The sequence below is a fragment of the Streptomyces thermocarboxydovorans genome (assembly GCF_039524635.1).
Lineage (GTDB): Bacteria > Actinomycetota > Actinomycetes > Streptomycetales > Streptomycetaceae > Streptomyces > Streptomyces thermocarboxydovorans.
Genome location: NZ_BAAAGU010000016.1, coordinates 11,361 through 36,249, shown reverse-complemented (window position 1 = coordinate 36,249; position 24,889 = coordinate 11,361). Strand labels below are relative to the sequence as shown.

At 71.0% G+C, this 24,889-nt stretch carries 23 protein-coding genes and 1 tRNA gene; 9 read left to right on the top strand and 15 right to left on the bottom strand.

Annotation, left to right across the window (positions count from 1 at the left end; translation table 11 throughout):
* Positions 1-52: 52 nt before the first annotated feature.
* From ABD198_RS09820 to ABD198_RS09805, 4 genes are read left to right on the top strand one after another with little or no spacing between them, the layout of a single operon-like run.
* Complete coding sequence (locus ABD198_RS09820; RefSeq protein ID WP_206317402.1) at positions 53-214, top strand: hypothetical protein; 162 nt, start codon at positions 53-55, stop codon at positions 212-214.
* Positions 211-849: an aminodeoxychorismate/anthranilate synthase component II gene (locus ABD198_RS09815; RefSeq protein ID WP_343999427.1), complete on the top strand. Its 639-nt coding sequence runs from the start codon at positions 211-213 to the stop codon at positions 847-849. The genes ABD198_RS09820 and ABD198_RS09815 overlap by 4 nt, the downstream gene beginning before the upstream one ends.
* On the top strand, positions 846-2,054 hold the full coding sequence (locus ABD198_RS09810; protein WP_343999425.1) for a class E sortase: 1,209 nt from the start codon (positions 846-848) through the stop codon (positions 2,052-2,054). The genes ABD198_RS09815 and ABD198_RS09810 overlap by 4 nt, the downstream gene beginning before the upstream one ends.
* A 13-nt stretch (positions 2,055-2,067) precedes the next feature.
* Positions 2,068-2,823: a class E sortase gene (locus ABD198_RS09805; protein WP_343999423.1), complete on the top strand. Its 756-nt coding sequence runs from the start codon at positions 2,068-2,070 to the stop codon at positions 2,821-2,823.
* A gap of 122 nt (positions 2,824-2,945) precedes the next feature.
* On the opposite strand, the gene pknB is transcribed toward ABD198_RS09805, so the two are convergent.
* The 6 genes from pknB to ABD198_RS09775 all read right to left on the bottom strand — a co-directional run bounded on the left by pknB (position 2,946) and on the right by ABD198_RS09775 (position 11,121).
* Complete coding sequence (pknB, locus tag ABD198_RS09800) at positions 2,946-4,961, bottom strand: Stk1 family PASTA domain-containing Ser/Thr kinase (RefSeq protein WP_343999421.1); 2,016 nt, start codon at positions 4,959-4,961, stop codon at positions 2,946-2,948.
* A gap of 169 nt (positions 4,962-5,130) precedes the next feature.
* Positions 5,131-6,609: a peptidoglycan D,D-transpeptidase FtsI family protein gene (locus ABD198_RS09795; protein ID WP_343999419.1), complete on the bottom strand. Its 1,479-nt coding sequence runs from the start codon at positions 6,607-6,609 to the stop codon at positions 5,131-5,133.
* Positions 6,606-8,054 carry an FtsW/RodA/SpoVE family cell cycle protein gene (locus ABD198_RS09790; protein ID WP_343999417.1) on the bottom strand — a complete coding sequence of 483 codons (1,449 nt, stop codon included), beginning with the start codon at positions 8,052-8,054 and terminating at the stop codon, positions 6,606-6,608. Before ABD198_RS09790 ends, ABD198_RS09795 begins: the two co-directional genes overlap by 4 nt.
* A 27-nt stretch (positions 8,055-8,081) precedes the next feature.
* Positions 8,082-9,620 carry a Stp1/IreP family PP2C-type Ser/Thr phosphatase gene (locus ABD198_RS09785; protein WP_343999416.1) on the bottom strand — a complete coding sequence of 513 codons (1,539 nt, stop codon included), beginning with the start codon at positions 9,618-9,620 and terminating at the stop codon, positions 8,082-8,084.
* A gap of 132 nt (positions 9,621-9,752) precedes the next feature.
* Positions 9,753-10,259, bottom strand: coding sequence for an FHA domain-containing protein FhaB/FipA (locus tag ABD198_RS09780; RefSeq protein ID WP_167995022.1), 507 nt, complete (start codon positions 10,257-10,259; stop codon positions 9,753-9,755).
* Positions 10,260-10,269: 10 nt separating this feature from the next.
* On the bottom strand, positions 10,270-11,121 hold the full coding sequence (locus ABD198_RS09775) for an FHA domain-containing protein (RefSeq protein ID WP_343999413.1): 852 nt from the start codon (positions 11,119-11,121) through the stop codon (positions 10,270-10,272).
* A gap of 691 nt (positions 11,122-11,812) precedes the next feature.
* Between ABD198_RS09775 and ABD198_RS09770 the strand changes: the two genes are divergently transcribed.
* A tRNA-Leu gene (locus ABD198_RS09770) sits at positions 11,813-11,899 on the top strand.
* 352 nt (positions 11,900-12,251) lie between these two features.
* Here the strand turns inward: ABD198_RS09770 and ABD198_RS09765 are convergent.
* Genes ABD198_RS09765 through ABD198_RS09755 form a run of 3 tightly spaced genes read right to left on the bottom strand, consistent with a single transcriptional unit; the run spans position 12,252 to position 15,249 of the window.
* Positions 12,252-13,277: a quinone oxidoreductase family protein gene (locus ABD198_RS09765; RefSeq protein ID WP_343999551.1), complete on the bottom strand. Its 1,026-nt coding sequence runs from the start codon at positions 13,275-13,277 to the stop codon at positions 12,252-12,254.
* Entirely contained in the window at positions 13,274-14,257 is a 984-nt protein-coding gene (locus ABD198_RS09760) for an NAD-dependent epimerase/dehydratase family protein (RefSeq protein ID WP_343999412.1), read from the bottom strand. Before ABD198_RS09760 ends, ABD198_RS09765 begins: the two co-directional genes overlap by 4 nt.
* A complete protein-coding gene (locus ABD198_RS09755) occupies positions 14,254-15,249 on the bottom strand; it encodes a ScbA/BarX family gamma-butyrolactone biosynthesis protein (RefSeq protein WP_343999409.1) in 996 nt (331 codons plus the stop codon). Before ABD198_RS09755 ends, ABD198_RS09760 begins: the two co-directional genes overlap by 4 nt.
* Before the next feature lie 320 nt (positions 15,250-15,569).
* Here ABD198_RS09755 and ABD198_RS09750 point away from each other — a divergent pair, with 320 nt between their 5' ends.
* The 4 genes from ABD198_RS09750 (at position 15,570) to ABD198_RS09735 (ending at position 19,596) form a co-directional block, all read left to right on the top strand.
* Positions 15,570-16,223, top strand: coding sequence for a ScbR family autoregulator-binding transcription factor (locus tag ABD198_RS09750; RefSeq protein WP_343999407.1), 654 nt, complete (start codon positions 15,570-15,572; stop codon positions 16,221-16,223).
* A gap of 330 nt (positions 16,224-16,553) precedes the next feature.
* Positions 16,554-18,044, top strand: coding sequence for a DUF2252 domain-containing protein (locus tag ABD198_RS09745; protein ID WP_343999405.1), 1,491 nt, complete (start codon positions 16,554-16,556; stop codon positions 18,042-18,044).
* Between the two features lie 332 nt (positions 18,045-18,376).
* Positions 18,377-19,213, top strand: coding sequence for a hypothetical protein (locus tag ABD198_RS09740; protein ID WP_343999548.1), 837 nt, complete (start codon positions 18,377-18,379; stop codon positions 19,211-19,213).
* 53 nt (positions 19,214-19,266) lie between these two features.
* Positions 19,267-19,596: a rhodanese-like domain-containing protein gene (locus ABD198_RS09735; RefSeq protein WP_343999546.1), complete on the top strand. Its 330-nt coding sequence runs from the start codon at positions 19,267-19,269 to the stop codon at positions 19,594-19,596.
* A 108-nt stretch (positions 19,597-19,704) separates the two neighbouring features.
* Here the strand turns inward: ABD198_RS09735 and ABD198_RS09730 are convergent, their stop codons facing one another.
* The 6 genes from ABD198_RS09730 to paaA all read right to left on the bottom strand — a co-directional run bounded on the left by ABD198_RS09730 (position 19,705) and on the right by paaA (position 24,760).
* A complete protein-coding gene (locus ABD198_RS09730; RefSeq protein WP_343999403.1) occupies positions 19,705-20,838 on the bottom strand; it encodes an acyl-CoA dehydrogenase family protein in 1,134 nt (377 codons plus the stop codon).
* 182 nt (positions 20,839-21,020) lie between these two features.
* The gene (paaE, locus tag ABD198_RS09725) at positions 21,021-22,079 is read right to left on the bottom strand and encodes a 1,2-phenylacetyl-CoA epoxidase subunit PaaE (RefSeq protein WP_343999401.1); all 1,059 of its coding nucleotides are present in this window, start codon (positions 22,077-22,079) and stop codon (positions 21,021-21,023) included.
* Complete coding sequence (paaD, locus tag ABD198_RS09720; RefSeq protein ID WP_343999544.1) at positions 22,079-22,630, bottom strand: 1,2-phenylacetyl-CoA epoxidase subunit PaaD; 552 nt, start codon at positions 22,628-22,630, stop codon at positions 22,079-22,081. Before paaD ends, paaE begins: the two co-directional genes overlap by 1 nt.
* Entirely contained in the window at positions 22,627-23,361 is a 735-nt protein-coding gene (paaC, locus tag ABD198_RS09715; protein WP_343999400.1) for a 1,2-phenylacetyl-CoA epoxidase subunit PaaC, read from the bottom strand. The genes paaD and paaC overlap by 4 nt, the downstream gene beginning before the upstream one ends.
* Positions 23,358-23,645, bottom strand: a complete 288-nt coding sequence (gene paaB / locus ABD198_RS09710) for a 1,2-phenylacetyl-CoA epoxidase subunit PaaB (RefSeq protein WP_260826068.1) — start codon at positions 23,643-23,645, stop codon at positions 23,358-23,360. The genes paaC and paaB overlap by 4 nt, the downstream gene beginning before the upstream one ends.
* Entirely contained in the window at positions 23,642-24,760 is a 1,119-nt protein-coding gene (gene paaA, locus ABD198_RS09705; RefSeq protein WP_343999396.1) for a 1,2-phenylacetyl-CoA epoxidase subunit PaaA, read from the bottom strand. Before paaA ends, paaB begins: the two co-directional genes overlap by 4 nt.
* Positions 24,761-24,889: the final 129 nt, after the last annotated feature.

The window sequence follows — 24,889 nt, the reverse complement described above, 5'->3', positions numbered from 1 at the left end:
TCTGTTGGCGTACGGCGTGGGTCAGGTGCCGTGGCACGACGGAAGGGACGGCATGTACAGCTGGATCTGGCGGCATCTGCCGGGCAATGGGTGGGTCAAGGCCCTCATCTCGCTCGTGCTGATCATCGCCGTGGTCTACATCCTCTTCCAGTACGTCTTCCCCTGGGCCGAGCCACTGCTGCCCTTCAACGATGTGACGGTGGACAACCAGTGAGCGCGCGGATTCTCGTCGTCGACAACTACGACAGCTTCGTCTTCAACCTGGTCCAGTACCTCTACCAGCTGGGTGCCGAGTGCGAGGTGCTGCGCAACGACGAGGTGTCCACCGCGCACGCTCAGGACGGCTTCGACGGTGTGCTGCTGTCCCCGGGCCCCGGCACGCCCGAGGAGGCCGGGGTGTGCGTCGACATGGTCCGGCACTGCGCGTCGACGGGCGTACCGGTCTTCGGTGTGTGCCTGGGGATGCAGTCGATGCAGGTGGCCTACGGCGGTGTGGTGGACCGCGCGCCGGAGCTGCTGCACGGCAAGACGTCACCGGTGGAGCACGAGGGCAAGGGCGTCTTCGCGGGACTGCCGTCGCCGTTCACGGCGACCCGCTACCACTCGCTGGCCGCCGAACCGGCCACGGTTCCGGCGGAGCTGGAGGTGACCGCCCGTACCCGGGACGGCATCGTGATGGGTCTGAGGCACCGTGAACTCCCGGTGGAGGGCGTGCAGTTCCACCCCGAGTCGGTGCTGACCGAGCACGGGCACCGGATGCTGGCCAACTGGCTGGTGGAGTGCGGGGACAAGGACGCGGTGGCGAGGTCTGCGGGGCTCGCCCCGGTGGTGGGCAGGGCCACGGCGTGACGGCGCTGCGCCCCGAGCGCGAGTCCGGCGCCGACGCGTATGGCGGCGCCGGCGGCCAGGGCAGCTCGTACGGCGGCTGGTCGTACGAGGGCTCGGATGCGGTCGGGGAGTGGTACGGCCAGGAGCCATACGCACAGCAGCAGGGCGGGGGATCCTGGGACGCCCACGCCCCCGCCGGTGGGCCGGGGCAGTCCCCATACCCACCGGGGCAGTCCGCCTATGAGCCGGGGCAGGCCGGCCACGGGCCACGCCAGGACCTCTACGAGCCGCGCCAGGACGCCTACGAGCCGCTGCTGGACGACGAGACGGTCGCGTTGCGGGTGCCCGAGCCGCCGCCCGGGCCGAGGCGGGCGGACCGTTCGTCCTCCCCTTCGCCCGAGCACGAGGGGCGCGCGGCCCGCAGGAAGGCCGCCAAGCGCCGTCACGGGCGGCGTGGCGGCTCGCACAAGGCCGGTGAGGGCGCCGCGGTTTCCTCGGAGCCCGAGGCTCCGCTGTCCCGGACGGAGGCACGCCGACGGGCGAAGGCCCGCAAGCCCAGTCCGGCGGTGATGCTGAGCCGGGCCATCGGTGAGGTGTTCATCACCACCGGCGTGCTGATGCTGCTGTTCGTCACCTACCAGCTGTGGTGGACCAATGTGCGGGCGCAGGCGCAGGCCGGCAAGGAGGCCAGCAACCTGCAGAACGAGTGGGCGAGCGGCAAGCGCAACCCGGGGGCGTTCGAGCCCGGCCAGGGCTTCGCGCTGCTGCACATCCCGCGGCTTGACGTGGTGGTGCCGATCGCGGAGGGCATCAGCAGCAAGCGGGTGCTGGACCGGGGCATGGTGGGCCACTACGCCGAGGGCGCGCTGAAGACGGCCATGCCGGACGCCAAGACCGGCAACTTCGGGCTGGCCGGCCACCGCAACACGCACGGCGAGCCGTTCCGGTACATCAACCGGCTGGAGCCGGGCGACCCGATCGTCGTGGAGACGCAGGACACCTTCTACGTCTACAAGATGGCGTCGATGCTGCCGGTGACCTCGCCGAGCAATGTGAGCGTCCTCGACCCCATTCCGAAGGGGTCGGGTTTCACCAAGCCCGGCCGCTACATCACACTGACCACCTGCACACCGGAGTTCACCAGCAAGTACCGGTTGATCGTCTGGGGCAAGATGGTCGAGGAACGGCCGCGCAGCAAGGGCAAGCCGGATGCGCTCGTCAACTAAGGGCAGAGGGAACGTGGCAGCGACCACCGACGACACCGAAGAGCACATCGGCACGCGCGGACGCGCCCCGCGCAGGGGACGCCGCCGCATGGGGCCGCTCGCGATGGCGATCAGCTTCTTCGGGGAGCTACTGATCACGGCGGGCGTGCTGCTCGGCCTGTTCGTCGTCTACTCGCTGTGGTGGACGAACGTGCTGGCCGACCGGGAGGCCGGCAAGCAGGCCGACAAGGTCCGCGACCAGTGGGCCCAGCAGTCCGACGGCGGGGGCCCGGTCTCCTACGACAGCAAGGACGGCATCGGCTTCCTGCACGTGCCCGCGATGAGCGGGGACGAGATCCTCGTCGAGAAGGGCACCTCGATGAAGGTCCTCAACGACGGTGTGGCCGGCTACTACACGGATCCGGTGAAGGCGACGCTGCCCACCTCCGGCAAGAAGGGCAACTTCTCGCTGGCCGCGCACCGGGACGGTCACGGGGCCAAGTTCCACAACATTCACAAGATCGAGAACGGCGACCCGATCGTCTTCGAGACGAAGGACAAGTGGTACGTGTACAAGGTCTTCAACATCCTCCCGGAGACCTCGAAGTTCAACGTCGACGTCCTCGCCAAGGTCCCCAAGGGCTCCGGAAAGACCAAGGCCGGCCACTACATCACGCTGACCACCTGCACCCCCATCTACACGAGCAAGTACCGGTACGTGGTCTGGGGCGAACTCGTCCGCACGGAAAAGGTGGACGACCAGCGGACACCGCCGAAGGAACTGCAGTAGGCCGCAGCGACTGCAGTCGGCCACAGGAACTTGCAGCAGCAGGAACCGCAAGGGCCCCGGTCCCCTCCTGGGAGGGAGCCGGGGCCCTTGCCGTGTGCCGTAGCGGGCCTGTCCGCCCGCGGTCAGTCGTCCTTGTTGCCGGTGGCTCCGCCGAAGAGGCCGCCCGGACCGCCGGGGCCGCCGTTGCCTCCGCCGCCCTGGTCGGTGGTGAACAGGCTCACCGCCGTGCCCTTCTGGACCTGGGTGCCCTGGGGCGGGTTGGAGCCGAAGACGCGGGAGTTGGGGTCCTGCGAGCCGGCGATGTTGCCGACGGCCAGGCCCGCGTCCTGGAGCATCTTCTGGGCGTCCTTGAGGGTCTGCCCGTTGACGTTCGGGACGGCGACCTGCTCGTTCTGCTGCTTGGCCTTGCCGACGACGATCTGCACCGCGGAGTTCTTGTCGACCGAGGAGCCGGCCTCCGGCGTGGTGCGGATCACCTTGCCGACCTGGTTCGGGTTGTCGGTCTCCTCGTCGACGCAGTTGCCCACGAGGTCGTTGTCCGTCATCTGGGCCTTCGCCTCGTCACAGGTCTTGCCGATGACGTCCGGGACCGTGGACTTCGCCTCGGCCTTGGCGATGGTCAGCGTGATGGTGGAGCCCTTCTCGACCTCGGTGCCCGTGGTCGGGTCCTGCTCCAGGACGGTGCCCGCCTCCTCCGGCGACTCGCGGGTCTCCGTCTTGACCTCGAAGGAGTACTTGTCGGCCTCCAGCTTCTCCGTCGCCTCGTCGATGTCCAGGCCGACGACGCTGGGCACGGTCACCTTCGGCGCGCCGGTCGACACGGTGAGGTTGACGACGGAGTCCTTCTTGACCTTGGCCCCGGCGTTCGGGTCCTGGTCGCAGATCTTGCCCTTGCTCTGCTGCTCACACGGCTTGGAGGTGAACTCCAGCTTCAGATTGCCGTTCTCCGCCAGCCGCTCCGCGGTCGACTTCGTCTCGCCGACGAAGTTCGGCACGCTGACCGTGTCGTTGCTCACGCCGCCGCCGCTGAACAGCGAGCGGCCGACCAGGATCGCCCCGATGAGGACCAGGACGCCGGCCGCCACCAGCAATATCGTCGAGGTGTTGGACTTCTTCTGGTTCTGGCGGCGGCGGTCGGGCCGCTCGTCGTAGCCGTAGCCGCCGTCGTCCGGGTTCATGGGCGGCAGCATCGACGTCGGTGCCCCGGTGCCGGAGTCCGAGCGCAGGGCCGTGGTCGGCTGGTCGCTGTTGTAGCCGCCGTAGCCGACGGCGCCCAGCGCGGCGGTGGCCGCGACCGGCTGGCCGTCGAGGCAGGCCTCGATGTCGGCGCGCATCTCGTCGGCCGACTGGTAGCGGTAGTCGGGGTCCTTGACCAGCGCCTTCAGCACGATCGCGTCCATCTCGGGCGTGATCTCGGGGTCGAAGACGCTGGGCGCCTGCGGCTCCTCGCGGACGTGCTGGTAGGCGACCGCGACCGGGGAGTCGCCGACGAAGGGCGGCCGGACGGTGAGCAGCTCGTACAGCAGGCAGCCCGTGGAGTACAGGTCGCTGCGCGCGTCGACCTGCTCGCCCTTGGCCTGCTCCGGGGAGAGGTACTGGGCCGTGCCGATCACCGCGGCGGTCTGGGTCATGGTCATGCCGGAGTCGCCCATGGCGCGGGCGATGCCGAAGTCCATCACCTTGACCTGGCCGTTGCGTGTCAGCATGACGTTGGCCGGCTTGATGTCGCGGTGGACGATGCCGTTGCGGTGGGCGTACTCCAGGCCCTGGAGGATGCCGATGGTCATCTCCATGGCCCGCTCGGGCAGCAGCTTGCGGCCACTGTGCAGAAGCTCACGCAGGGTGGAGCCGTCCACGTACTCCATGACGATGTACGGGATGGACACCCCGTCGATGTAGTCCTCGCCCGTGTCGTAGACCGCGACGATCGCGGGATGGTTGAGCGAGGCGGCCGACTGGGCCTCCCGGCGGAACCGGGCCTGGAAGGACGGGTCGCGAGCGAGGTCCGCGCGCAGCGTCTTCACCGCCACGGTGCGGCCGAGGCGGGTGTCATGCGCGAGGTAGACCTCCGCCATGCCGCCGCGACCGAGCACCTGGCCCAGTTCGTACCGGCCGCCGAGGCGACGCGGCTCTTCCATAGCTACCTACCAGCCCTCTCCGTCGGTCCCTGGTGGCACACCCGTGCCACCGGAGGCTGCCGTCCGGGCCTACCGTACCCGGCTCGCTTTGTGTGACCTGGCCAAGTGCGTCACCCGATACAGGACCGGTACCGCAACGTGCATCGATGTGAAGCAGACGTGACCGGAGTCACTGCTTGCCCTTGATGACCGCCTCCATCACGTCCCTGGCGATCGGTGCGGCCAGGCCGCCACCGGAGATGTCGTCACGCACGGCGTCCTCGTCCTCGATCACCACGGCGACGGCCACGGGGGACTCGCCGTCCGAGGTCTTGGCGTAGGAGATGAACCAGGCGTACGGGTTCTTGCTGTTGTTCTCACCGTGCTGGGCGGTACCGGTCTTGCCGCCGACGGTGACGCCGGGAATCTGCGCGTTGCGGCCGGTGCCGTCCTTGACGACGGTCTCCATCATCGACTGGAGCTTCTGCGCGTTGTCCGCGGACAGCGGACGGCTGTACTCCTCCGGGTCGGTCCGCTCGATCGGCTCGACGTCGCGGGCCTGGAGCATGTCGACCATGTACGGCTTCATCAGCACGCCGTCGTTGGCGACCGCGGAGGCGACCATGGCCATCTGCAGCGGGGTCGCGGCGGTGTTGAACTGGCCGATGGAGGACAGGGCGGTCTGCGACTGGTTCATGTCGTCCGAGAACACCGAGGCGGTGGCGCGGACCGGGGTGAACTGCTCCTCGGTGAAGCCGAACTTCTTGGCCATCTCGAGCATCTTGTCGTTGCCGAGATCGGAGCCGATCTTGCCGAAGACGGTGTTGCAGGACACCTTCAGCGCGTCGCGCAGGGAGGCGTTCTTGCAGGGGATGTTGCCCTCGTTCTTCAGCTCGGTCGTGGTGCCCGGCATGATCCACGGCAGCGGCGTCTCGGTCGGCTCCTCGGGGTCGGTGTAGAGGCCGTTCTCCAGCGCCGCGGCGGCGGTGACGACCTTGAACGTGGAGCCGGGCGGGTAGACCTCGCGCAGCGCCCGGTTCAGCATCGGGTCGTCGGGGTTGTTCTTCTTCTGCAGCTTCTGCCAGGCCTTGGTGTCCGTGGTCGTGGAGTTCCCGGCGAACGACGACGGGTCGTACGACGGGAAGGACGCCAGCGCCAGGATCTTGCCGGTGGACGGCTCCAGGGCGACCACCGCGCCCTTGCCGCCCTGCCGCTTCAGGCCGTTGTAGGCGGCCTTCTGCGCGGCGGCGTTGAGGGTGGTGACGACATTGCCGCCCTGCTTCTTCTTGCCGGTCAGCATGTCGAGCGTGTTGCGGAAGAACAGCCGGTCGTCGTTGCCGGTGAGGATGCCGTCCTCGATGCTCTCCAGCTGGGTGGCCCCGAAGGCCTGGGAGGCGTACCCGGTGACCGGCGCCCACATCGGGCCGTCCTTGTAGGTGCGCTTGTACTTGTAGTCGCTGCCGGAGGTCTCCTTGGAGCCGGTGATGGCCTCACCGCCGACGATGATGTCGCCGCGCGGGGAGGCGTAGCGCTCTATGGCGACGCGGCGGTTGCGGTCGTCGGTCCTCAGCTTGTCCGCCTGGGCGTACTGCAGCCAGTTGTCGCGGATGAGCAGGGCGAGCATCAGAAGGCCGCAGAAGATCGCGATCCGGCGCAGGGGCTTGTTCACGGTCGGACCACCTGGGTCATCTCGGCGTCGGGGTTGGCGGCGGGAGTGGGGGCCGGGCGGCGGGCGGTGTCGCTGATCCGCAGCAGGATGCCGATCAGCGCCCAGTTGGCGATCACCGACGAACCGCCGTAGGCCACGAACGGCAGCGTCATACCGGTCAGCGGGATGAGACCCATCACACCGCCGGCCACCACGAAGACCTGGAGCGCGAAGGCGCCGGACAGGCCGACGGCCAGCAGCTTGCCGAACGGGTCGCGGGCGGCGAGCGAGGTGCGGACGCCGCGCTCGATGATCAAGGCGTAGAGCAGCAGGATCGCCATGACGCCGGCCAGGCCCAGCTCCTCGCCGAAGGTGGCGAGGATGAAGTCGGAGTTGGCGGCGAAGCCGATGAGGTCGGAGTTGCCCTGCCCGAGGCCGGTGCCGAGGGTGCCTCCGGAGCCGAAGGCCCACAGGGCCTGTGCGGCCTGCTCGGAGTGGATGATGCCGTCCTGGACGGCTGCGCGGGAGAGCTCGTACTCGCGCATCGGGTCGAGCCAGGCCTGCACACGGGTCTGGATGTGCGGCTCGAAGCTCGCCACGCCGACGGCGCCGGCCGCGGACATCAGCAGACCGAAGACGATCCAGCTGGTCCGCTCGGTGGCGACGTACAGCATGATCACGAACATCCCGAAGAACAGCAGGGACGTACCGAGGTCGGTCTCGAAGACCAGGATGAGGATCGACAGCGCCCAGACGACCAGGATCGGGCCGAGGTCGCGCCCGCGCGGCAGGTACAGGCCCATGAAGCGGCGGCTGGCCAGGGCCAGGGCGTCCCGCTTCACCATGAGGTAGCCGGCGAAGAACACCGCGAGGACGATCTTGGCGAACTCACCGGGCTGGAGGGTGCCGAGACCCGGGATCTTGATCCAGATCTTGGCGCCGTAGATGTCCGCGCCGAGCCCGGGCACCAGCGGCAGGATCAGCAGGAACAGCGCCCCGGCCATGGAGATGTATGTGTAGCGCTGCAGGACGCGGTGGTCCTTCAGGAAGGCCAGCACGCCCACCAGCAGGGCGAGGCCCATCGCCGAGTACAGCAGCTGCCGTGGGGCCGCCTCCACGAACGTGCGGCTCGCCTGAAGCCGCTCGGACTGGTCCAGCCGCCAGATGACGACCAGGCCGATGCCGTTGAGCAGCGTCGCCAGCGGCAGCAGCAGCGGGTCCGCGTACGGTGCGAACTTCCGCACCGCCACGTGCCCCACTCCCGCCAGCAGCCCGAGCCCCAGCCCGTACGCCAGCAGGCCGGACGGGACGGAGCCGTCGAGGGCCAGGCCGACGTTGGCGTAGGCGAAGACCGGGATGACGACGGCGAAGACCAGCAGGGCCAGCTCGGTGTTACGGCGGCTCGGGGCGCCGATCGCGCCGATCGTGGACGTGTGCTGGGTCGACGGGTTGGAAGTACTGCTCATCGTGTGACAGGGCCTCTCACGGCTTGCCTACTGCTTACCGCACAGCGAGACGACCTTCTGCTCTTCCTCCGAGAGGTTGGGGCCGGGGCTGGGAGTGGGTGCGGTCGTGGACGGGGGCGTGGACTTCTGCGGAGCCTTCGTCGAACCGGAGGGGTTCGGCGTCGGCGAGGCTTTGGACGCGAAGGAGGCGGGAGTGGTTCCCGTGGTGCCTCCTGCCTCGCCCTCACCGGTCTTCGCGTTGTTCTCGCTCTCGGCGGCGCGCCGCTCGGCCTGCTTCTTGCACGCGGAGGCCTGCACGGACAGTTCCTCGATCTTCGCCTGGGCGCCCTTCAGGTCGCCCTCGGCGATCGTCGCCTCCACCAGTTTCTGCTGGTAGGGCGGCAGGTACTTGAGTTCGATCTCGGGGTGGTCCTTGACCACCTCGGACAGCGAGAGCCAGGCCAGGTCCTGGCTGATGCCCCGGTACAGGGCGACATGCTCGTCGTTGACGCCGACGTAGTACTGCGTCTGCGTCCAGCGCCAGCCGCCGTAGGCACCGCCGCCGAGGACGGCGAGCGCCAGCAGGCCGTACAGCGAGCGTTTGAGCCATGTGCGCTTCCTGGGCTTGACGAAGTCCTCGTCGGAGTAGCCGAAGCCGTCGGTGGGGACGTAGCCCGTGACGTCGCCGCTGCCGGGCGGGCCGAACTCGCCCCCGCCGCCCTGGCCGCGATGGCGGCCGAGGCCGGCGGCGCGGCCGGCCGGGGTCTGCATGATCCCGTCGTGGTGCAGCTGGTGCTGGTTCTCGGCGACGGCGCCCACCACGACCGGGGTGTCGGACAGCTGCCCGGCCAGGGTGTCCCCGGTGTCCAGGTCGAGGACGTCGGCGACGATCACCGTGATGTTGTCGGGCCCGCCGCCGCGCAGCGCCAGCTCGATCAGGTTCTGCACGGTCTCCTGGGGGCCCTGGTAGCTGGCCAGGGTGTCTTCCAGGGTCTGGTGGGAGACGACGCTGGACAGGCCGTCGGAGCAGATCAGGTACCGGTCGCCGGCCCGGACCTCGCGGATGGACAGGTCCGGCTCGACGTGCTCGCCGCTGCCGAGGGCCCGCATGAGCAGCGACCGCTGCGGGTGCGTGGTCGCCTCCTCCTCGGTGATGCGGCCCTCGTCGACCAGCCGCTGCACCCAGGTGTGGTCCTGGGTGATCTGGGTCAGGACGCCGTCGCGCAGCAGATAGGCGCGGGAGTCGCCGACGTGCACCATGCCGAGCCGCTGCCCGGTCCACAGCAGGGCGGTGAGCGTGGTGCCCATGCCCTCCAGCTGCGGGTCCTCCTCGACCATCATGCGCAGCTGGTCGTTGGCCCGCTGGACGGCGCTGCCCAGGGAGGTGAGCAGGTCGGAGCCGGGGACGTCGTCGTCGAGGGAGACGATGGTGGAGATGGCCTCCGAGGAGGCGACCTCACCGGCCGCCGCGCCACCCATGCCGTCGGCGATCGCGAGCAGCCGGGGACCGGCGTAACCGGAGTCCTCGTTGCCCTCCCGGATCATGCCCTTGTGTGATCCGGCGGCGAAACGCAGGGAGAGACTCATGCGCACCTCGCCTGTCGGCTCCGGGTACACCCGGTCGTGTCGAGCCACACTGCCCACCCTCCGGTCGGGAGCGCGCCGGGGCCCGGGGTGGGGCCCACCACTGCGTGCTCGCTCCGCTCGCTCATTCTCGTACTACTTCCGCAGCTCGATGACGGTCTTGCCGATGCGGATCGGCGCGCCCAGCGGAATCGGTGTGGGGGTCGTCAGCCGGGTCCGGTCCAGATAGGTGCCGTTCGTGGAGCCCAGGTCCTCGACGATCCACTGGCCGTCGCGGTCCGGGTAGATCCTGGCATGGCGGCTGGAGGCGTAGTCGTCGTCCAGCACGATGGTGCTGTCGTGCGCGCGGCCCAGGGTGATGGTCTGCCCCTGGAGCGCCACGGTGGTGCCGGTGAGCGTGCCCTCGGTCACGACCAGCTTGGTGGGGGCGTTCCGGCCGCGGCGGCCGCCGCCGGACTGCTGGCGCTGCTGCGGCGGCGCCTGACGCGCCGCCTGCTGGGCACGGCCGTCCCGGCGCGCGCCGCGCTGGGTGACCCGCGTACCGAACAGGTCGCTCCGGATGACCTGCACGGCCACGATCACGAACAGCCACAGTACGGCCAGGAATCCCAGCCGCATGACCGTGAGGGTCAGCTCTGACATTGCCCCCGCTTCACCCTTCGGCTTGCCTATAGATAACGGTGGTGCTGCCCACGACGATCCGCGAGCCGTCGCGGAGCGTAGCGCGGGTGGTGTGCTGTCCGTCCACCACGATCCCGTTGGTGGAGCCGAGATCCGTGATCGTCGAGGGCATACCGGTACGGATCTCGCAGTGCCGGCGGCTCACGCCGGGGTCGTCGATCCGCACGTCGGCGTCGGTGCTGCGGCCCAGCACGAGGGACGCGCGGGAGATCTGGTGGCGGGTGCCGTTGATCTCGATCCAGTAGCGGGTGCGTCCGGTGGGCGGCGCGGCGGGGGGCCGTCCGGGAGCCGCGGGCTGCGGGTAGCCGTAACCGCCCGGCCGGCCGCCGGGGGGCGGCGAGGGCGGCATGGGCGGAGCTCCCAGGGGGGCGCCGGGGGCGGCCGCGGGGCCGGCGGGCGGGTAGCCGTAGCCGCCGGGGGCACCGGCTCCCGGGGCGGCCTGGCTGGTGGACGCGGCGAGCGTGCGGCTGCGCACCCGGTACAGGCCGGTGTCGAGGTCGTCCGCCTTCTCCAGGTGCACCTTGATGGGGCCCATGAAGGTGTAGCGCTGCTGCTTGGCGTAGTCGCGGACCATGCCGGCGAGCTCGTCGCCGAGCTGGCCCGAGTAGGGGCTGAGCCGCTCGTAGTCGGGGGTGCTCAGCTCGACGATGAAGTCATTGGGGACGACGGTGCGGTCGCGGTTCCAGATGGTCGCGTTGTTGTCGCACTCGCGCTGAAGCGCGCCCGCGATCTCCACGGGCTGCACCTCGGACTTGAACACCTTGGCGAAGGTGCCGTTGACCAGACCTTCGAGACGCTGCTCGAACTTCTTCAGGACTCCCATGGGGCACCTCCTCCGTCGCTGCCGTCCTGTCTACTGCCCCGTGTGCGTGCCGTGCACCGCTTTGTGCACCGCTCACCCGGTACTGCTTGGTACTGCTTGCTGATCGTATCCACGCGCCGGTCGATCGGCTGGTTCCCCCTGTCCGCCGGGCCGACCGGTGGAGACGCCTGACGAAGTTCCCTGCCGGGCTCTCCTTCGAACTCCTGCGGGCCGTGCTTCGCGGGTGTCGTCCTGCCATGGATCGTAGAGGTGGACGCAAACCAGTGTCCCGCACCCGGCTGAGGACTCCGTCCGCTCCTGGGGAGACCCGGGGGTACCGGTACGAGGTTGATACGAGAAACAGTTCTCGCCGCGACATGGGCGCGGCGGGCGGCGCTCGCCGCGGCAGGGCGCGGTTGCGGGCGCCTGGCAGCGTGGGCGCGGGCGGGGCGGTGTACGGCGCCCCCGGCGTTCCCGGTGGGCGTTCTCGGCGTTTCCCGGCGGCGGGTGAGCCGGGGGGCGTACCGGGCGGGCGGGACGGGGTGCGCGCCGGCGGGTGCCCCGCGGGGCTGGTGGGCAGCGGCGCTGCTCAGAGGCGGCGGGTGCGGGGGCCGGGGAAGGGATGTGAATCCACCCCGACCAGCGTGCTAATGTTCTGGGTGTCGGAAGGCGCCGACCGCACAGGACGGAGCCCGAGGACACACACCCAGATGCGCGGGTGGCGGAATAGGCAGACGCGCTGGATTCAGGTTCCAGTGCCCGCAAGGGCGTGGGGGTTCAACTCCCCCCTCGCGCACCAGGCCAGTAGGCAACGGGCGGCATCGCATGGCGATGCCGCCCGGTTCTGTTTGCCCTGGGTGCCCTCTGTTAGCCCTGTTACCGGTAGCTGTGACGTTCATCTCCGGCGCTGGCTCTCCCGGCCTCTCTCTGTCTGAGGAGCCCTGTGTGAGGAAGCTCTCAGGGTGTCGCAGGGGTGTCACCCCCCGGCGGCTGTGCACCGTGGCGAGCCGGTCCTCCGGCTCGCTGATCACCAGGATCTCCAGGCTGGAGGCGTGCGCCGTCCGTTGTGGACTCCTCGGGGGAGGAGATCCTTGCCGACTTCTGAAGTGGCCTAATCTGTAAGGGCGTTGACGCGGGGGAAGCCGTGGCGGTCAGGCGTGCACGTCGAGTACGTACTTGCCGGTCGAGGCGCGGGTCTCCAGCAGTTCGTGGGCGTGGGCGACGTCGTTGAGCGGCAGGAGCCGGACGTCCACGCGGACCGTGCCGTCGGCGACCTTCGCCAGCGCCTGCTCCAGGTGGGCGCGGAGGAGGTGCGGGGCACGTCCGGCTACGCCGCCGAGGTTGTAGCCGGCCAGCGACGTGCTGGTGTACCAGGGGTGGTTGCCCTCGAAGGTGACGTCCTCGGCCGCCGCGTTGCCGAAGATGACATGCCGGCCGAAGGGTGCGAGCAGTCCGGTCACGGACGAGCGGAATGCGCCGCCGACCGAGTCCAGGACCAGGTCGGCACGACCGGCGCCGCCGGTCCGCTCGGCCACCTCGCGCTCCAGGTCGTCGTAGGAGACCACGCTGTCGTAGCCGAAGCCGCGGGCGTACCCGGCCTTGGCGGGGCTGCTGGTCACGCCGATGACCGTGGCCGCGCCCAGCGTCCGGGCCAGCTGGGCGGCCGCCGTGCCGACGCCGGCCGCCGCGGCGAGGACGACCACGCTCTCGCCCTCGGCGAGCCGCCCGGCGGAGGTGAGCACCCCGATCGCGGTGGTGACGTTGCACAGGGCGCCGGCCGCGAGGGCGCTGTCCAGGCCGGCTAGCGGGCCGTCCAGGCGCACGGCGTGCTCCGCGCCCACGGCGACCACCTCGGCGTTTCCGCCGCCGCCCAGGGTGAGAGCGGCCACGCGGTCGCCGATACGGAAGCCGGTGACGCCGTCGCCGACCGCGCGGACGGTGCCGACCGCCTCGAGGCCGGGGAAGTGCGGCAGGTCGACGGGGAACTGGCCGCGCCGGAACATCACTTCGGCGAAGTTGACTGAGGTCCGCGTTGCCGCGGTATGGTGCGCGCCGCCATACCGCGCGGACGGTTTGTGCGTGTGCGGTTTGTGGGCGTGCGGCCGGCGCGCGTGTGGCTTGTGCGCGTGTGGCTTGTGCGCGTGTGGCTTGTGCGCGTGTGGTCGTGGCGTCGTCAGCGGCTGGCCAGGTAGGAGCGGTACCAGGGGGCTGCCTGGGGGAAGGAGCGGGGGAAGCCCTTGCCCGGGGAGCAGTCCACTGACTTCCAGAAGTCGTCGTCGGTGAACCAGTGGTCCACGGTGAGCATGCCGAGGTGGTGCCGGGCCATGGGTGAGCCGGCGGCGCGGGTGCGGGCGGTGGGGACGTCGATGGCGGCTCCGGCCGGTGGGCGCTCGACCTGGGTGGCGACGGCGGCGAGCAGGTCCGTCGCGGTGACCGGGTCCGGGTGGTTGACGTAGTGGGAGCCGGGGGCGAGGGACGAGGAGAGGGCCGCGGCGACGACCGCGCGGCCCAGGGTGTCGACGTCGATCATCGAGTGCAGCGTCGCGCAGTCGGTGAGCGTGGCCGACAACTCCCGTAGCAGGCCCACCAGTCCGGGGATCACCCAGCGGTCTCCGGTGCCGTAGACCAGGTGGGGGCGCAGGACCAGGCCGCCCGCGTCGAGGACGTGCCGTTCGGCCGCGGCACGGGTGGCGCTGGTGGCGGAGGCCGGGGCGATCGGTGCCTCGCCGGGGCGTACGCCGCGGAAGGGTCCTCTGCCGTGGACGGCGGCCGTGCTCACGTAGACGACGCGGCGGACACCCGCGCGTACCGCCTCCTCCATCAGTGCTTTGGTTCCTTGGTCGTTGACCGCTGCGACGGCTTCCGGGGTGCCCGTGATGAGGGAGCCGCAGTGGACGAGGACGTCGACGCCGGTGCAACTGCCGTGCAGGGAGCGGGGGTCGGCGAGGTCGCCGGGGACGGTGGCCGGGGTGGCCGTGGTTGTGGCCGTGGCCATGGCCGTGGTCGTGGTCGTGGTCGTGGTTTGTGCCGTGGTGGGGACGGGTGCGGCGTGGCGGGTCAGGAGGCTGACGCGTACGTCTGGGCGGCGGTGGGCCGCGGCGGCGACTCGGCTGCCGATGAAGCCGGTTGCGCCGGTGACGAGGAGATGCACGGTCATCGCTGCGGCTGCGCTCCGGGTCCGGGGCCGGGGTCGGCGAGTCGGGAGGCGCCGGAGGTGAGGACCGCGGTGAAGACGGTCTGGTTGTCCTGGTGGCCGTGGACGCGGACCGTGGTCTCGTCCTCGCCCTTCTCGAGGACCTCGGCCTCGATCAGGCAGGGGCTGTGCAGTTCGGCGTAGTGGTTGAAGGAGGCCGACATGTCACTGGGGAGGAAGGGGCGCTTGCCGGTGGCCGCGGTGGCCGCCTGACGGGCCGCCTCGAACAGAACCATGCCGGGGACGTGGTCGTTGGGGCGGGGGAAAAGGACCGGGTGGGCGGTGTTGACGCGCAGCAGCCAGGTGGCGGTTCGGCCGCCGTGGTGTGCGGCGCGATGCGGCTGGGGTGCATCGAGCGGGGCGAGGACGACGTCCTGGTCGTGGGTGCGGCCGGCCTCGTCGGGGGAGACCGCGGGCGGGAGCGGTACGGGTTTCTCCCGCGCGGCCAACCGGTCGCCGCGCAGGCGGCGGTAGGCGGCCGGTGAGGTGCAGCCCGTGCTGCCGGTGCCGCGTGCGACCAGGCGGCCCGCGCGACGGAACTCCATCGTCGTCCGCATGCTGCTCAGGCCGCGGCCCCGGCGGCGTATCTCGGAGCAGACGACGTCCACCGTGACCGGCTCGGCCGCGTCCGCCCGGCGCAGGGCCTGCGGGTCCGTGGCGACATCCAGGTCCCACATGACGAAATGGGTGTCCGCTGGGACGTCGAACGCCGCGTGCGCCAGGGCCAGGGAGGTCTGGCGTATGGTCTCGCCCACGATCATCGGATCCTGGTGGCGGTCGTCGACGGGGCCGAAGAACGGGTGGTCGTCGGGCCAGTGGGCGGTCACCCGGAAGCGGGTGTCGGAGAGCCGGGTCCATTCGGCCGGGAAGACGTCCGATGCGCGGGGCCGGTGGGCGAGTTCGGGGGTGATGCGAGTGCTGGTTCCACCGTCTCCGCCTGCCGCGTTTGCGGCCATGCCCTGCTGTCCGGTCTGATCCTCCCTGGGCGCGCTCGAGGCGCGTTTCTTCGGCATGCGGGAACCCCCGGGATCTACGAGCTGGCACCGGTGGACGTCGAACTAAGATACGGACGGGACGGTTTTTTTCCAAGGGTGATCCACTTCGCCGGGACGAGCGACGGACGAGCGCACCCACGCCGCGCCCGCAGAGCGCCAGCGGAACGCAGCACGGGCATCACCGCACCGCAATGGCGCCACGATGAGGCAGCACGACCTCGCGGCGGTCTATGCGATCGACGGCGCGAGAGCAGAGATCCACGGAGATCAGGAGGCACCCGATGGCGCGACAGGAGCGCGCGATCCGAACACGGCGGACCATCCTGGAGGCGGCGGCGGCCGTCTTCGACGAACGCGGCTACACCTCGGCGACCATCGGGGAGATCCTGGAACGGGCCGGTGTGACCAAGGGGGCGCTGTACTTCCACTTCGGGTCGAAGGAAGAGCTGGCGCTCGGCATCTTCGAGGAGCAGCTGGCGGTCTCCCTGCCGCCGCAGCCCAGCAAACTGCAGGAGCTGGTGGACTCCGGTCTGGTGCTGGCGCTGCGACTGCGGACCGAGCCGCTGGTGCGGGCCAGCGTCGGACTCGCCCTGGACCAGGGCGCGCTGGGCCTGGACCGCACCCCGGCCTTCGGCATGTGGATCGACCAGACCGAGCGCCTGCTGAACGAGGCGAAGGCCGGCGGCGAGCTGCTGCCGCACGTCGACCCGGCGGAGACGGCGGAACTGCTGGTGGCCAGCTTCTCGGGGGTGCAGCTGCTGTCCCAGCTGCGCTGCCAGCGGGAGGATCTGGAACGCCGGGTGGTGATTCTCTTCCATCACCTGCTGCCGGGGATCGCGGTGCCTGCTGTGCTGGCGCGGCTGGACATCGCGGAGAACCGCGCGGCCGGGCTGGTGGCGCAGGGGCGGATGGAGCCGGTCGCGGAGGCCGGGTAGCGGCTTGCGGAGGTCGGGAAGGGGGCCCGCCTGCGGTATTCGTTGATTGCGGAGGTCGGGAAGGCGGCCCGCCCGCGGTATTCGTTGATTGCGGAGGCGGGTTGGGGGTCCGCTGGCGGTGTTCGCCGGGTGCGGAGGCGGGGTGGGGCTGTCGGCGGTGTTCGCCGGGCGCGTCTCGCCGGATCCGCTGGGTTTTCCACAACTGCTGAGTTGTCCACAGGGTCTGACGCCGTTCCGTTGCCGGTTGTACGGTCTCCATCGATCGAAGATTCCGACGCTTCGCCGTGAAGCGCGGACGGACCTGACCTGCGGACGGGGGAGGCGGTTGCTGTGAGCGAGGTCGTTGCCGGGGTGGAGGGGACGCGCACGGTGGGGCGGCAGGGCGGACCGAAGGCGGACGAGTCCGCCTCGGGTGCCGATGGGAGCCCCGGCGCCGGGCGGCGGCTGCCGCGCGTGCCGGGCTTCGCCGAGTGGCCGGCCCCGGGGTCGCCCAAGGCGGACGGCAAGGCCCTGCGCCGGGTGGTGCCGCGCAGCGCCCACGCCAGGCTCGAGCTGGACGCGTCCCGCCCCGATGCGGTGACCGCCGTCGAGGAGTCCGGCCGTGGCCGGCTGCCCGAGCTCACCCCGATACGTGTGGGCCGGATGGCGGCGACGCCGTTCGCCTTCCTGCGCGGCTCGGCCGGCCTCATGGCCTACGACCTGGCCCGCACGCCCATCACCAGGATCCGCGCCCAGATATGCGGCGACGCCCACGCCGCCAACTTCGGCCTGTACGGCGACGCACGCGGCCGCCTGGTCATCGACCTCAACGACTTCGACGAGACCGTGCACGGCCCCTGGGAGTGGGACCTCAAGCGGCTCGCCGCCTCGCTGGTGCTCGCAGGCCGGGAGGCCGGCGCGGACGAGGCCGTGTGCCAGGAGGCGGCCTACGACGCGGTGGGCGCCTACCGCCGCACCATGCGCCTGCTGTCGAAGCTTCCCGCGCTGGACGCGTGGAACGCCATCGCCGACGAGGAGCTGGTCTCCCACACCGACGCCCACGACCTTCTCGGCACGCTGGAGCGGGTCGCGGAGAAGGCCCGCGCCAACACCAGCGGCCGCTTCGCCGCCAAGTCCACCGAGGCGACGGCGGACGGCGGGCGCCGGTTCGTCGACGCACCGCCGGTGCTGCGCCGAGTCCCGGACGAGGAGGCGAGGGCCGTGGCCGCCTCCCTGGAGCAGTACCTCACCACGCTGCCCGAGGACCGCCTCCCGCTGCTGGCCCGGCACGCGGTGCACGACGTGGCGTTCCGTGTCGTCGGCACGGGCAGCGTGGGCACGCGCTCCTACGTCGTCCTGCTCCTGGACCACCGGGGCAAGCCGCTGGTGCTCCAGGTGAAGGAGGCCCGCCCGTCGGCGCTGGTGCCGCATCTGGAGACGGCCGGCTTCGAGGTGCCCGACACCGAGCACGAGGGCAAGCGGGTCGTGCTCGGCCAGAAACGGATGCAGGTGGTCAGCGACAGCCTGCTGGGCTGGACGACGGTCGAGGGGCGGCCCTATCAGGTGCGGCAGTTCCGCAACCGCAAGGGAAGCGTGGACCCGGCGGCGCTGGCGGCCGACCAGATCGACGACTACGCGCGCATGACCGGCGCCCTGCTCGCCCGCGCCCACTCCCACAGCGCCGACCCGCGCCTGATCGCCGGCTACTGCGGCAAGAACGACGAGCTGGACACGGCGATAGCCGCGTTCGCCGTCGCCTACGCCGACCGCACGGAGGCCGACCACGCCGACCTGCTGAGCGCGGTGCGCTCGGGGCGGATCGCGGCGGAGCTGGGGGTCTGACGGGGGGCGGGTGCGCGTGGGACCTGCTACCTAGCTACCTGCTGCTTTAGGGGATCGTGCGGGCGTCTGCGTCGTTGGGGCGTCTGCGTGAGGCGGTCGTGCGGTCGTGCCGGTGCCCCATGCCTGTGCGGGTGTGGGTGCGGTGTGCGTGCCCGGGTGCAGGGTGCAGGGTGCGGGCGTGGACGCGCTGACTCCGGCGTGGGTGAGTGCTGCGGACTGACTGAGTGGCTTGACCGGTGAGGGGGAGGGGTGGGGGAGGGGGAGGCCCCCCGGAGGTCCCGGAAGGACGAGGATCCGTGCTCCGAGTGCCCGTGCCCTACGCTGGGCGGGTGATGGAGTCGGAAGGTGTGCAGGGTGGTGCTGCCGGGGCGGAGCAGGCCCCCGGTGGAGAGAAGGCTGCGCGGGCCGAGGAGCGGCTGGAGCAGGCCGTCCGGGCCGCGGAGAAGGCGCTGATCGAGTTCGAGATCGCCGTGGAGACCTTTCGCATCGAGGTCGAGAACTTCTCCCGGCTGCATGAGCAGAAGCTCGGACCGATGTACGCCCGTCTCGAGGAGCTGGACGCCCGGATCCTGCAGGCCCGTGCCGACCGCACCGGCGACCCCGAGGACCTGCGCCGTGCCGAGGAGGCGCGCGCCCGGCTGGCGCCCATACCCGGCGTGGAAGAGCTGATGAACGGCTGGATGGATGACCAGGGGCTCTTCCCCGAGGCCGTCGCCATGCTCACCGACCAGCCGGTGAAGCCCCCGCAGCGGGTGAGGCCCAGCGAGGAGGCCCGCAAGCTGTACCGCGAGCTGGTGCGCAAGGCCCACCCGGACCTGGCGCAGGAGGAATCCGAGCGTGGGCGCCGTGAGGAGTTCATCACCCGCGTCAACGCCGCCTACGCGCGTGGCAGCGTGGACGAGCTGAAGGAGCTGGCGGAGGAGTGGGCCGCGGGGCCGCAGCTGAAGCGTGCCCGGAGCGCCGCCGAGGAGCTGTACGCCCGCCTCGAATGGCTTTCCCAGCGCAAGGAGATGCTCACCGTGCTCGCCAAGGAGCTGGAGGAGAGCGCGATCGGCTCCATGCTCCGGCTGGCCCCGGACGACCCCGACGGCCTGCTCGACGAGATCGCCGAGCAGCTGCGCGCCCAGCTGGCCGAACGTGAGGCGGAGCTGGCCTCGCTGCTGGCGTGAGCCCCGCTGCCGTCTCTTCGGGTAGCGTCTCAGACATGAGTTTCGGAGCTGCTGTGCCCACGGTCGGGGTCGCGGACGTCAAGGACGGCGACTTCCTGCTGGACGTCCGTGAGGACGACGAGTGGAAGGCCGGTCATGCGGCCGGCGCGCTGCACATCCCGATCAGTGAGTTCGTGGCCCGCTACGGCGAGCTGACCGAGGCGGCGCCGCAGGACGGCCGGGTGCATGTGATCTGCCGTTCCGGCGGGCGTTCCGCCCAGGTCACGATGTATCTGGTGCAGCAGGGCATCGACGCCGTGAATGTGGACGGCGGTATGCAGGAGTGGGAGGCTGCCGGGCGTCCGGTCGTCACGGACGACGGACAGACGGGGCACGTGCTGTAGTTCTCGAGTAGTTCTCGAGTAGCTCTCGATTCCTCGGGCTGTCGCCGGCGGTTCCGTCGCAGGACGGGGCGCACCCGTGTCCCGTCGCCTTCCCGTCGTCCGCCCCCGTCAGGTCGGTGGATGGGCCGCCAGCAGGTCCCCCAGGGTCTCCTCGTGGGCGGCTGCCGGGCCGAGGGTGAGTTCCAGGTGCTTGGCCCAGGCGTGGTAGCGGTGCAGTGGGTAGTCCACGTCGGCTCCGAAGCCTCCGTGCAGGTGCTGGGCGGTCTGCACGACCCGGCGCACCCCTTCCGCCGCCCAGATCTTGGCGACGGCGATGTCCGCGGCGGCGGGCAGCGCGCCCGGTGTTCCGGAGGCGATGCGCCAGGCGGCCTGCCAGAGGGTGACCTCCATGGCCCGCAGGTCGATGAAGCGGTCGGCGGCCTGCATGGCGACGGCCTGGAAGGTCGCCAGCGGATGCCCGAACTGTTCTCGTTTCCCGGTGTAGTCGCTGGTCATGCGCAGGACCTGCTCGCCGAGGCCGAGGGCCAGGGCGCAGGTCCCGGTGGTCAGCAGATGGCGCAGCCAGTCCCAGGCGCCGTGCGCGTCGATGAGGTCGCGGTCGGTGATGCGCACGGAGTCAAGGCGCAGCTCGCCCAGCCGCTCGCCGCTGGTGGAGAACTGCTCGGCGAGGGCGACCCCGTCCTGTCCCCCGCGCACCAGCGCGAGGACGGTCCGGTCGGTTTCGGTGTGGGCGGGGACGAGGACAATGTCCGCGTCGTACGCCCACGGCACTGCCGTCTGTGTGCCGTCGAGCACCCAGTCGGTGACGTCGCGGTGGGCGGTGACGGCGCGTTCGGCCGGGTCGTGGCCGGTCCGGCCGTGCGGGGCTACGGTCAGGACGATCTCGCCGCGGCCGGCGGGGACGAGCAGCTCGGACCTGGCCTCGGGGCTGCCGTAGGCCTGGACGGCCGCGGCGGCGGCGCTGTGTTCCAGGAGCGGTACGCGGGCCAGTACCTTCGCGGATTCGCGCAGCACCAGGCACAGGGCGATCGCGTCCAGGCCGGATCCGCCGTGTTCCGGGGCGAGCAGCAGGCTCAGCAGGTCGGCCTCGGCGAGCCGGGTCCACAGCGCGCGGTCGCAGCCGTCGGCGACGGCGCCCGGGGTGAGGGCGGGGCTGGGCACGGTGTCCGGGGCGACGGAGGCGAAGACGCCCCGTGCTGCTTCGGCGGCCGCCTGCTGCTCCTCGGTGAAGGTGAAGTCCACGGTCCCTGTCCTCTCACGACGCAGCGCACGGGTGCGCCGGTCCGACGCCGACCTGACGGGGCGTCAAGATAGAACAGGTTTCAGTAGAAGAGAAGGTCCGTGTGGCTCCGGGTGAGTCCGGGTGTGCGCCGCGGACCTTCTCTGCGGATTCTGCGGATTCTGCGGATTCTCCCCCTCCGGCCCTACCGGTCGAAGTCCAGCTCCACCTTCTCGGTCAGCGGGTGCGACTGGCATGCCAGGACGTAGCCCGCCTCGGTCTCCTCCGCCTCCAGGGCGAAGTTGCGGTCCATCCGCACCTCGCCGGAGACCAGGAAGGCGCGGCAGGTCCCGCACACGCCGCCCTTGCAGGCGTAGGGGGCGTCGGGGCGGTTGCGCAGCACCGTGTCGAGCAGGGACTCGCCGTCCTGGACGGGCCAGGTGCCGCCGCGTCCGTCGAGCAGGGCGGTGACCGTGCTGTGGGCGGGGGCCGTGGCCGGCCGGGCGGGGGCGGGGCTCGCGTCCACGTGGAAGATCTCCTCGTGGATGCGGGCGCGGGGCACGCCCAGGGACCTCAGGGTCCGCTCGGCGCCCTCGACCAGCCCGTAGGGGCCGCACAGGAACCAGCCGTCCACGTGCTCCACGGGCAGGAGCGCTGGCAGCAGCCCGGTCAGCCGCTCCTGGTCGAGCCGGCCGGACGGCAGCCCGGCCTGCTGCTCCTCGCGGGAGAGCACGGTGACCAGCTGGAACCGGTCGGGGTAGCGGTCCTTCAGGTCGGCGACCTCCTCCAGGAACATCGTGGAGGCGGCGGTGCGGTCGCTGCGTATCAGGCAGAACCGCGCCCGGGGCTCGCGCGCGAGCAGGGTGGAGACGATGGACAGCACCGGGGTGATGCCGCTGCCGCCGACGATCGCCGCGTACTGGCCGGGCGCCGGCTGGAGGGTGAAGCGTCCGGCCGGGGTCATGACCTCCAGTTCGTCGCCGAGATTGATCTCCTTCAGGGCGTAGGTGGAGAAGGCGCCGCCCTCGACCAGGCGCACGCCGACGCGCAGGGTACTCGGTCCCTCGCCGCCGGGCGCGGGGGAGCAGATGGAGTAGGTGCGCCGTATCTCCTGGCCGTCGACCGTGCGGCGCAGCGCCAGGTGCTGGCCGGGCAGGTACCGGTACTCCTCGCGCAGCTCGGGCGGGACGGCGAAGGTGAGGGCGATGGAGTCGTCGGTGAGCCGGTCGACCGCGGCCACCCGGAGCCGGTGGAAGCGGGCCATCACAACTCCTTGAAGTGGTCGAACGGTTCGCGGCAGGCCAGGCAGCGGCGCAGCGCCTTGCACGCGGTGGACGAGAAGCGGCTGAGCAGCTCGGTGTCGGCGGATCCGCAGTGCGGGCAGCGGACGGCCTCCAGCTCGTCGGGGCCGGCGGCGGACGGGCCGTCGTCCCGGGTGCGGGTGGGGCCGAGGGCGACGGGGACCGGGCCGGAGGCCTCGCGCACGCGCGGCGGCGCGATGCCGAACTCGCGCAGCTTGCGCCGCCCCTCCTCGGTGATGTCGTCGGTGGACCAGGCGGGCGCCAGCACCGTGCGGACGGTGACCTCGCGTATGCCGTGCTCGTGCAGCACGCGCTCTATGTCGAGGGACATCGCCTCGATGGCCGGGCAGCCGGTGTAGGTCGGGGTCAGCTCGACCTCGACGCTGTCCGCCCCTCGGGCGTGCACCGCGCGGACGACGCCCAGCTCGCGCAGGGTCAGCACGGGCAGCTCCGGGTCGGGGACCGACCCGGCCAGCTCGAGCAGTTCCTCCTCCAGCGGAGTCGTGGTGGTCACCATGACGCCCCCGGGTGGCTGCGGTGCAGATGCTGCATCTCGGCGAGCATGCGGCCGAACGGCTCGGTGTGCAGGCCCTGCCGGCCCGCGCCGGCCGACCAGGCTCCCGCGCGCGGCCCTTCGGGCACCGAGAGGGTGGCCCGGCGCAGCACGTCCTCGATCTGCTCCAGCCAGGCGGTCTCCAGGACCTTCCAGTCGACGTCCAGGCCTTCGACGGGCTGGAACATCTCGCCGGTGTAGCGCCACAGCGCGTTCACGGCCTGCTGCATCCGGTAGTGGCTGACCTCGGTGCCGTCGCCGAGGCGCAGGGTCCACTGCTCGGCGTGGTCGCGGTGGTAGGCGGTCTCCTTGACGGCCTTGGCCGCCAGCGCGGCGAACGGCCCGTCGCCGCCGGCCAGTTCGGTGTGCAGCAGGTGCTGGTAGACGGAGAAGTACAGCTGGCGGGCGATGGTGTGGGCGAAGTCGCCGTTGGGCTGCTCCACCAGCTGGAGGTTGCGGAAGGCGCGCTCCTCGCGGAGGAAGGCCAGCTCGTCCTCGTCGCCGACCATCGACAGCAGCACCCGCGCCTGGCCGAGCAGGTCGAGCGCGATGTTGGCGAGGGCGACCTCCTCCTCCAGCACCGGGGCATTGCCGGCCCACTCGCCGAGGCGGTGGGAGAGCACCAGGGCGTCGTCGCCGAGGGCCAGCGCGGCCGGGGCGAGGGCGGGATCCTTGACGGGGGTCGTGGTCACAGGTGCTGCACCCCCTCGGGGATCTCGTAGAAGGTGGGGTGCCGGTAGGGCTTGTCGGCGGCCGGCTCGAAGAACGGGTCCTTCTCGTCGGGCGAGGAGGCGGTGATCGCGGACGACGGCACGACCCAGATGGAGACGCCCTCGCCGCGCCGGGTGTACAGGTCGCGTGCGTTGCGCAGGGCGAGCTCCGCGTCCGGCGCGTGGAGGCTGCCGGCGTGGGTGTGGGACAGGCCCCGGCGCGAGCGCACGAAGACCTCCCACAGGGGCCAGTCGGTGGTGGTCATGCTCGCTTCGCTCCTGTCTCGCCGTTCACGTTCTCGCCGTTCACGTTGTCGCCGTTCACATTCGTCCCGCCGCTCGCACCGGTGGTGCCGCCCGGGCCCGGTCGGCCGCTGGTGCCGGACCCGCCGCTGCTGTGCTTGGCCGCGTAGGCCGCTGCCGCCTCCCGGACCCAGGCGCCCTCCTCGTGGGCCCGCCTGCGCCGGGACAGCCGCTGCTCGTTGCACGGCCCGTTGCCCTTGAGGACCTCCCAGAACTCCGACCAGTCGATCGGGCCGAAGTCGTAGTGCCCGCGCTCCTCGTTCCACTTCAGGTCCGGATCGGGGAGGGTGAGGCCGAGGGACTCGGCCTGGGGGACGCAGATGTCGACGAAGCGCTGGCGCAGCTCGTCGTTGGAGTGCCGCTTGATCTTCCAGGCCATCGACTGTGCGGAGTGCTGCGACTCGTCGTCGGGCGGGCCGAACATCATCAGCGACGGCCACCACCAGCGGTTGACCGCGTCCTGGGCCATCTCGTGCTGCTCCGGGGTGCCCTTGCTCAGGGCGAGCAGCAGCTCGTAGCCCTGGCGCTGGTGGAAGGACTCCTCCTTGCAGATGCGGACCATCGCCCGCGCATACGGGCCGTAGGAGCAGCGGCACAGGGGGACCTGGTTGGTGATCGCGGCGCCGTCCACCAGCCAGCCGATCGCGCCGACGTCCGCCCAGGTCAGCGTCGGGTAGTTGAAGATCGAGGAGTACTTCTGGCGGCCGGAGTGCAGCTTGTCGAGCAGCTCGTCGCGGCTGGTGCCGAGGGTCTCGGCAGCGCTGTACAGGTACAGGCCGTGGCCGGCCTCGTCCTGCACCTTGGCCATCAGGATCGCCTTGCGGCGCAGGGAGGGCGCGCGGGTGATCCAGTTGGCCTCCGGCTGCATGCCGATGATCTCGGAGTGTGCGTGCTGGGCGATCTGCCGGATCAGCGTGGCCCGGTATCCGTCGGGCATCCAGTCGCGCGGCTCGATCCGCTCGTCGGCGGCCACCGCCGCGTCGAAGGCGCGCTGGAACTCCGCGGTGCTGTCGTCGGCGCCTTCCGGTGCGCCGGACGGCTGGCTGCGGGCCGTCTCGTGGGCGGCTGCTGTCGCCATGAGGTCCCCCTCGACCTGGGTGCTTCTCGGAGCACGCTCCCGACCGATCGTTCGGTTCGTGCGATTCCATGGTGGGTCGGGGGCCGCACGGTGTCAACCGCTGTGGATAACCTGCGGGGGGCTGCCTGT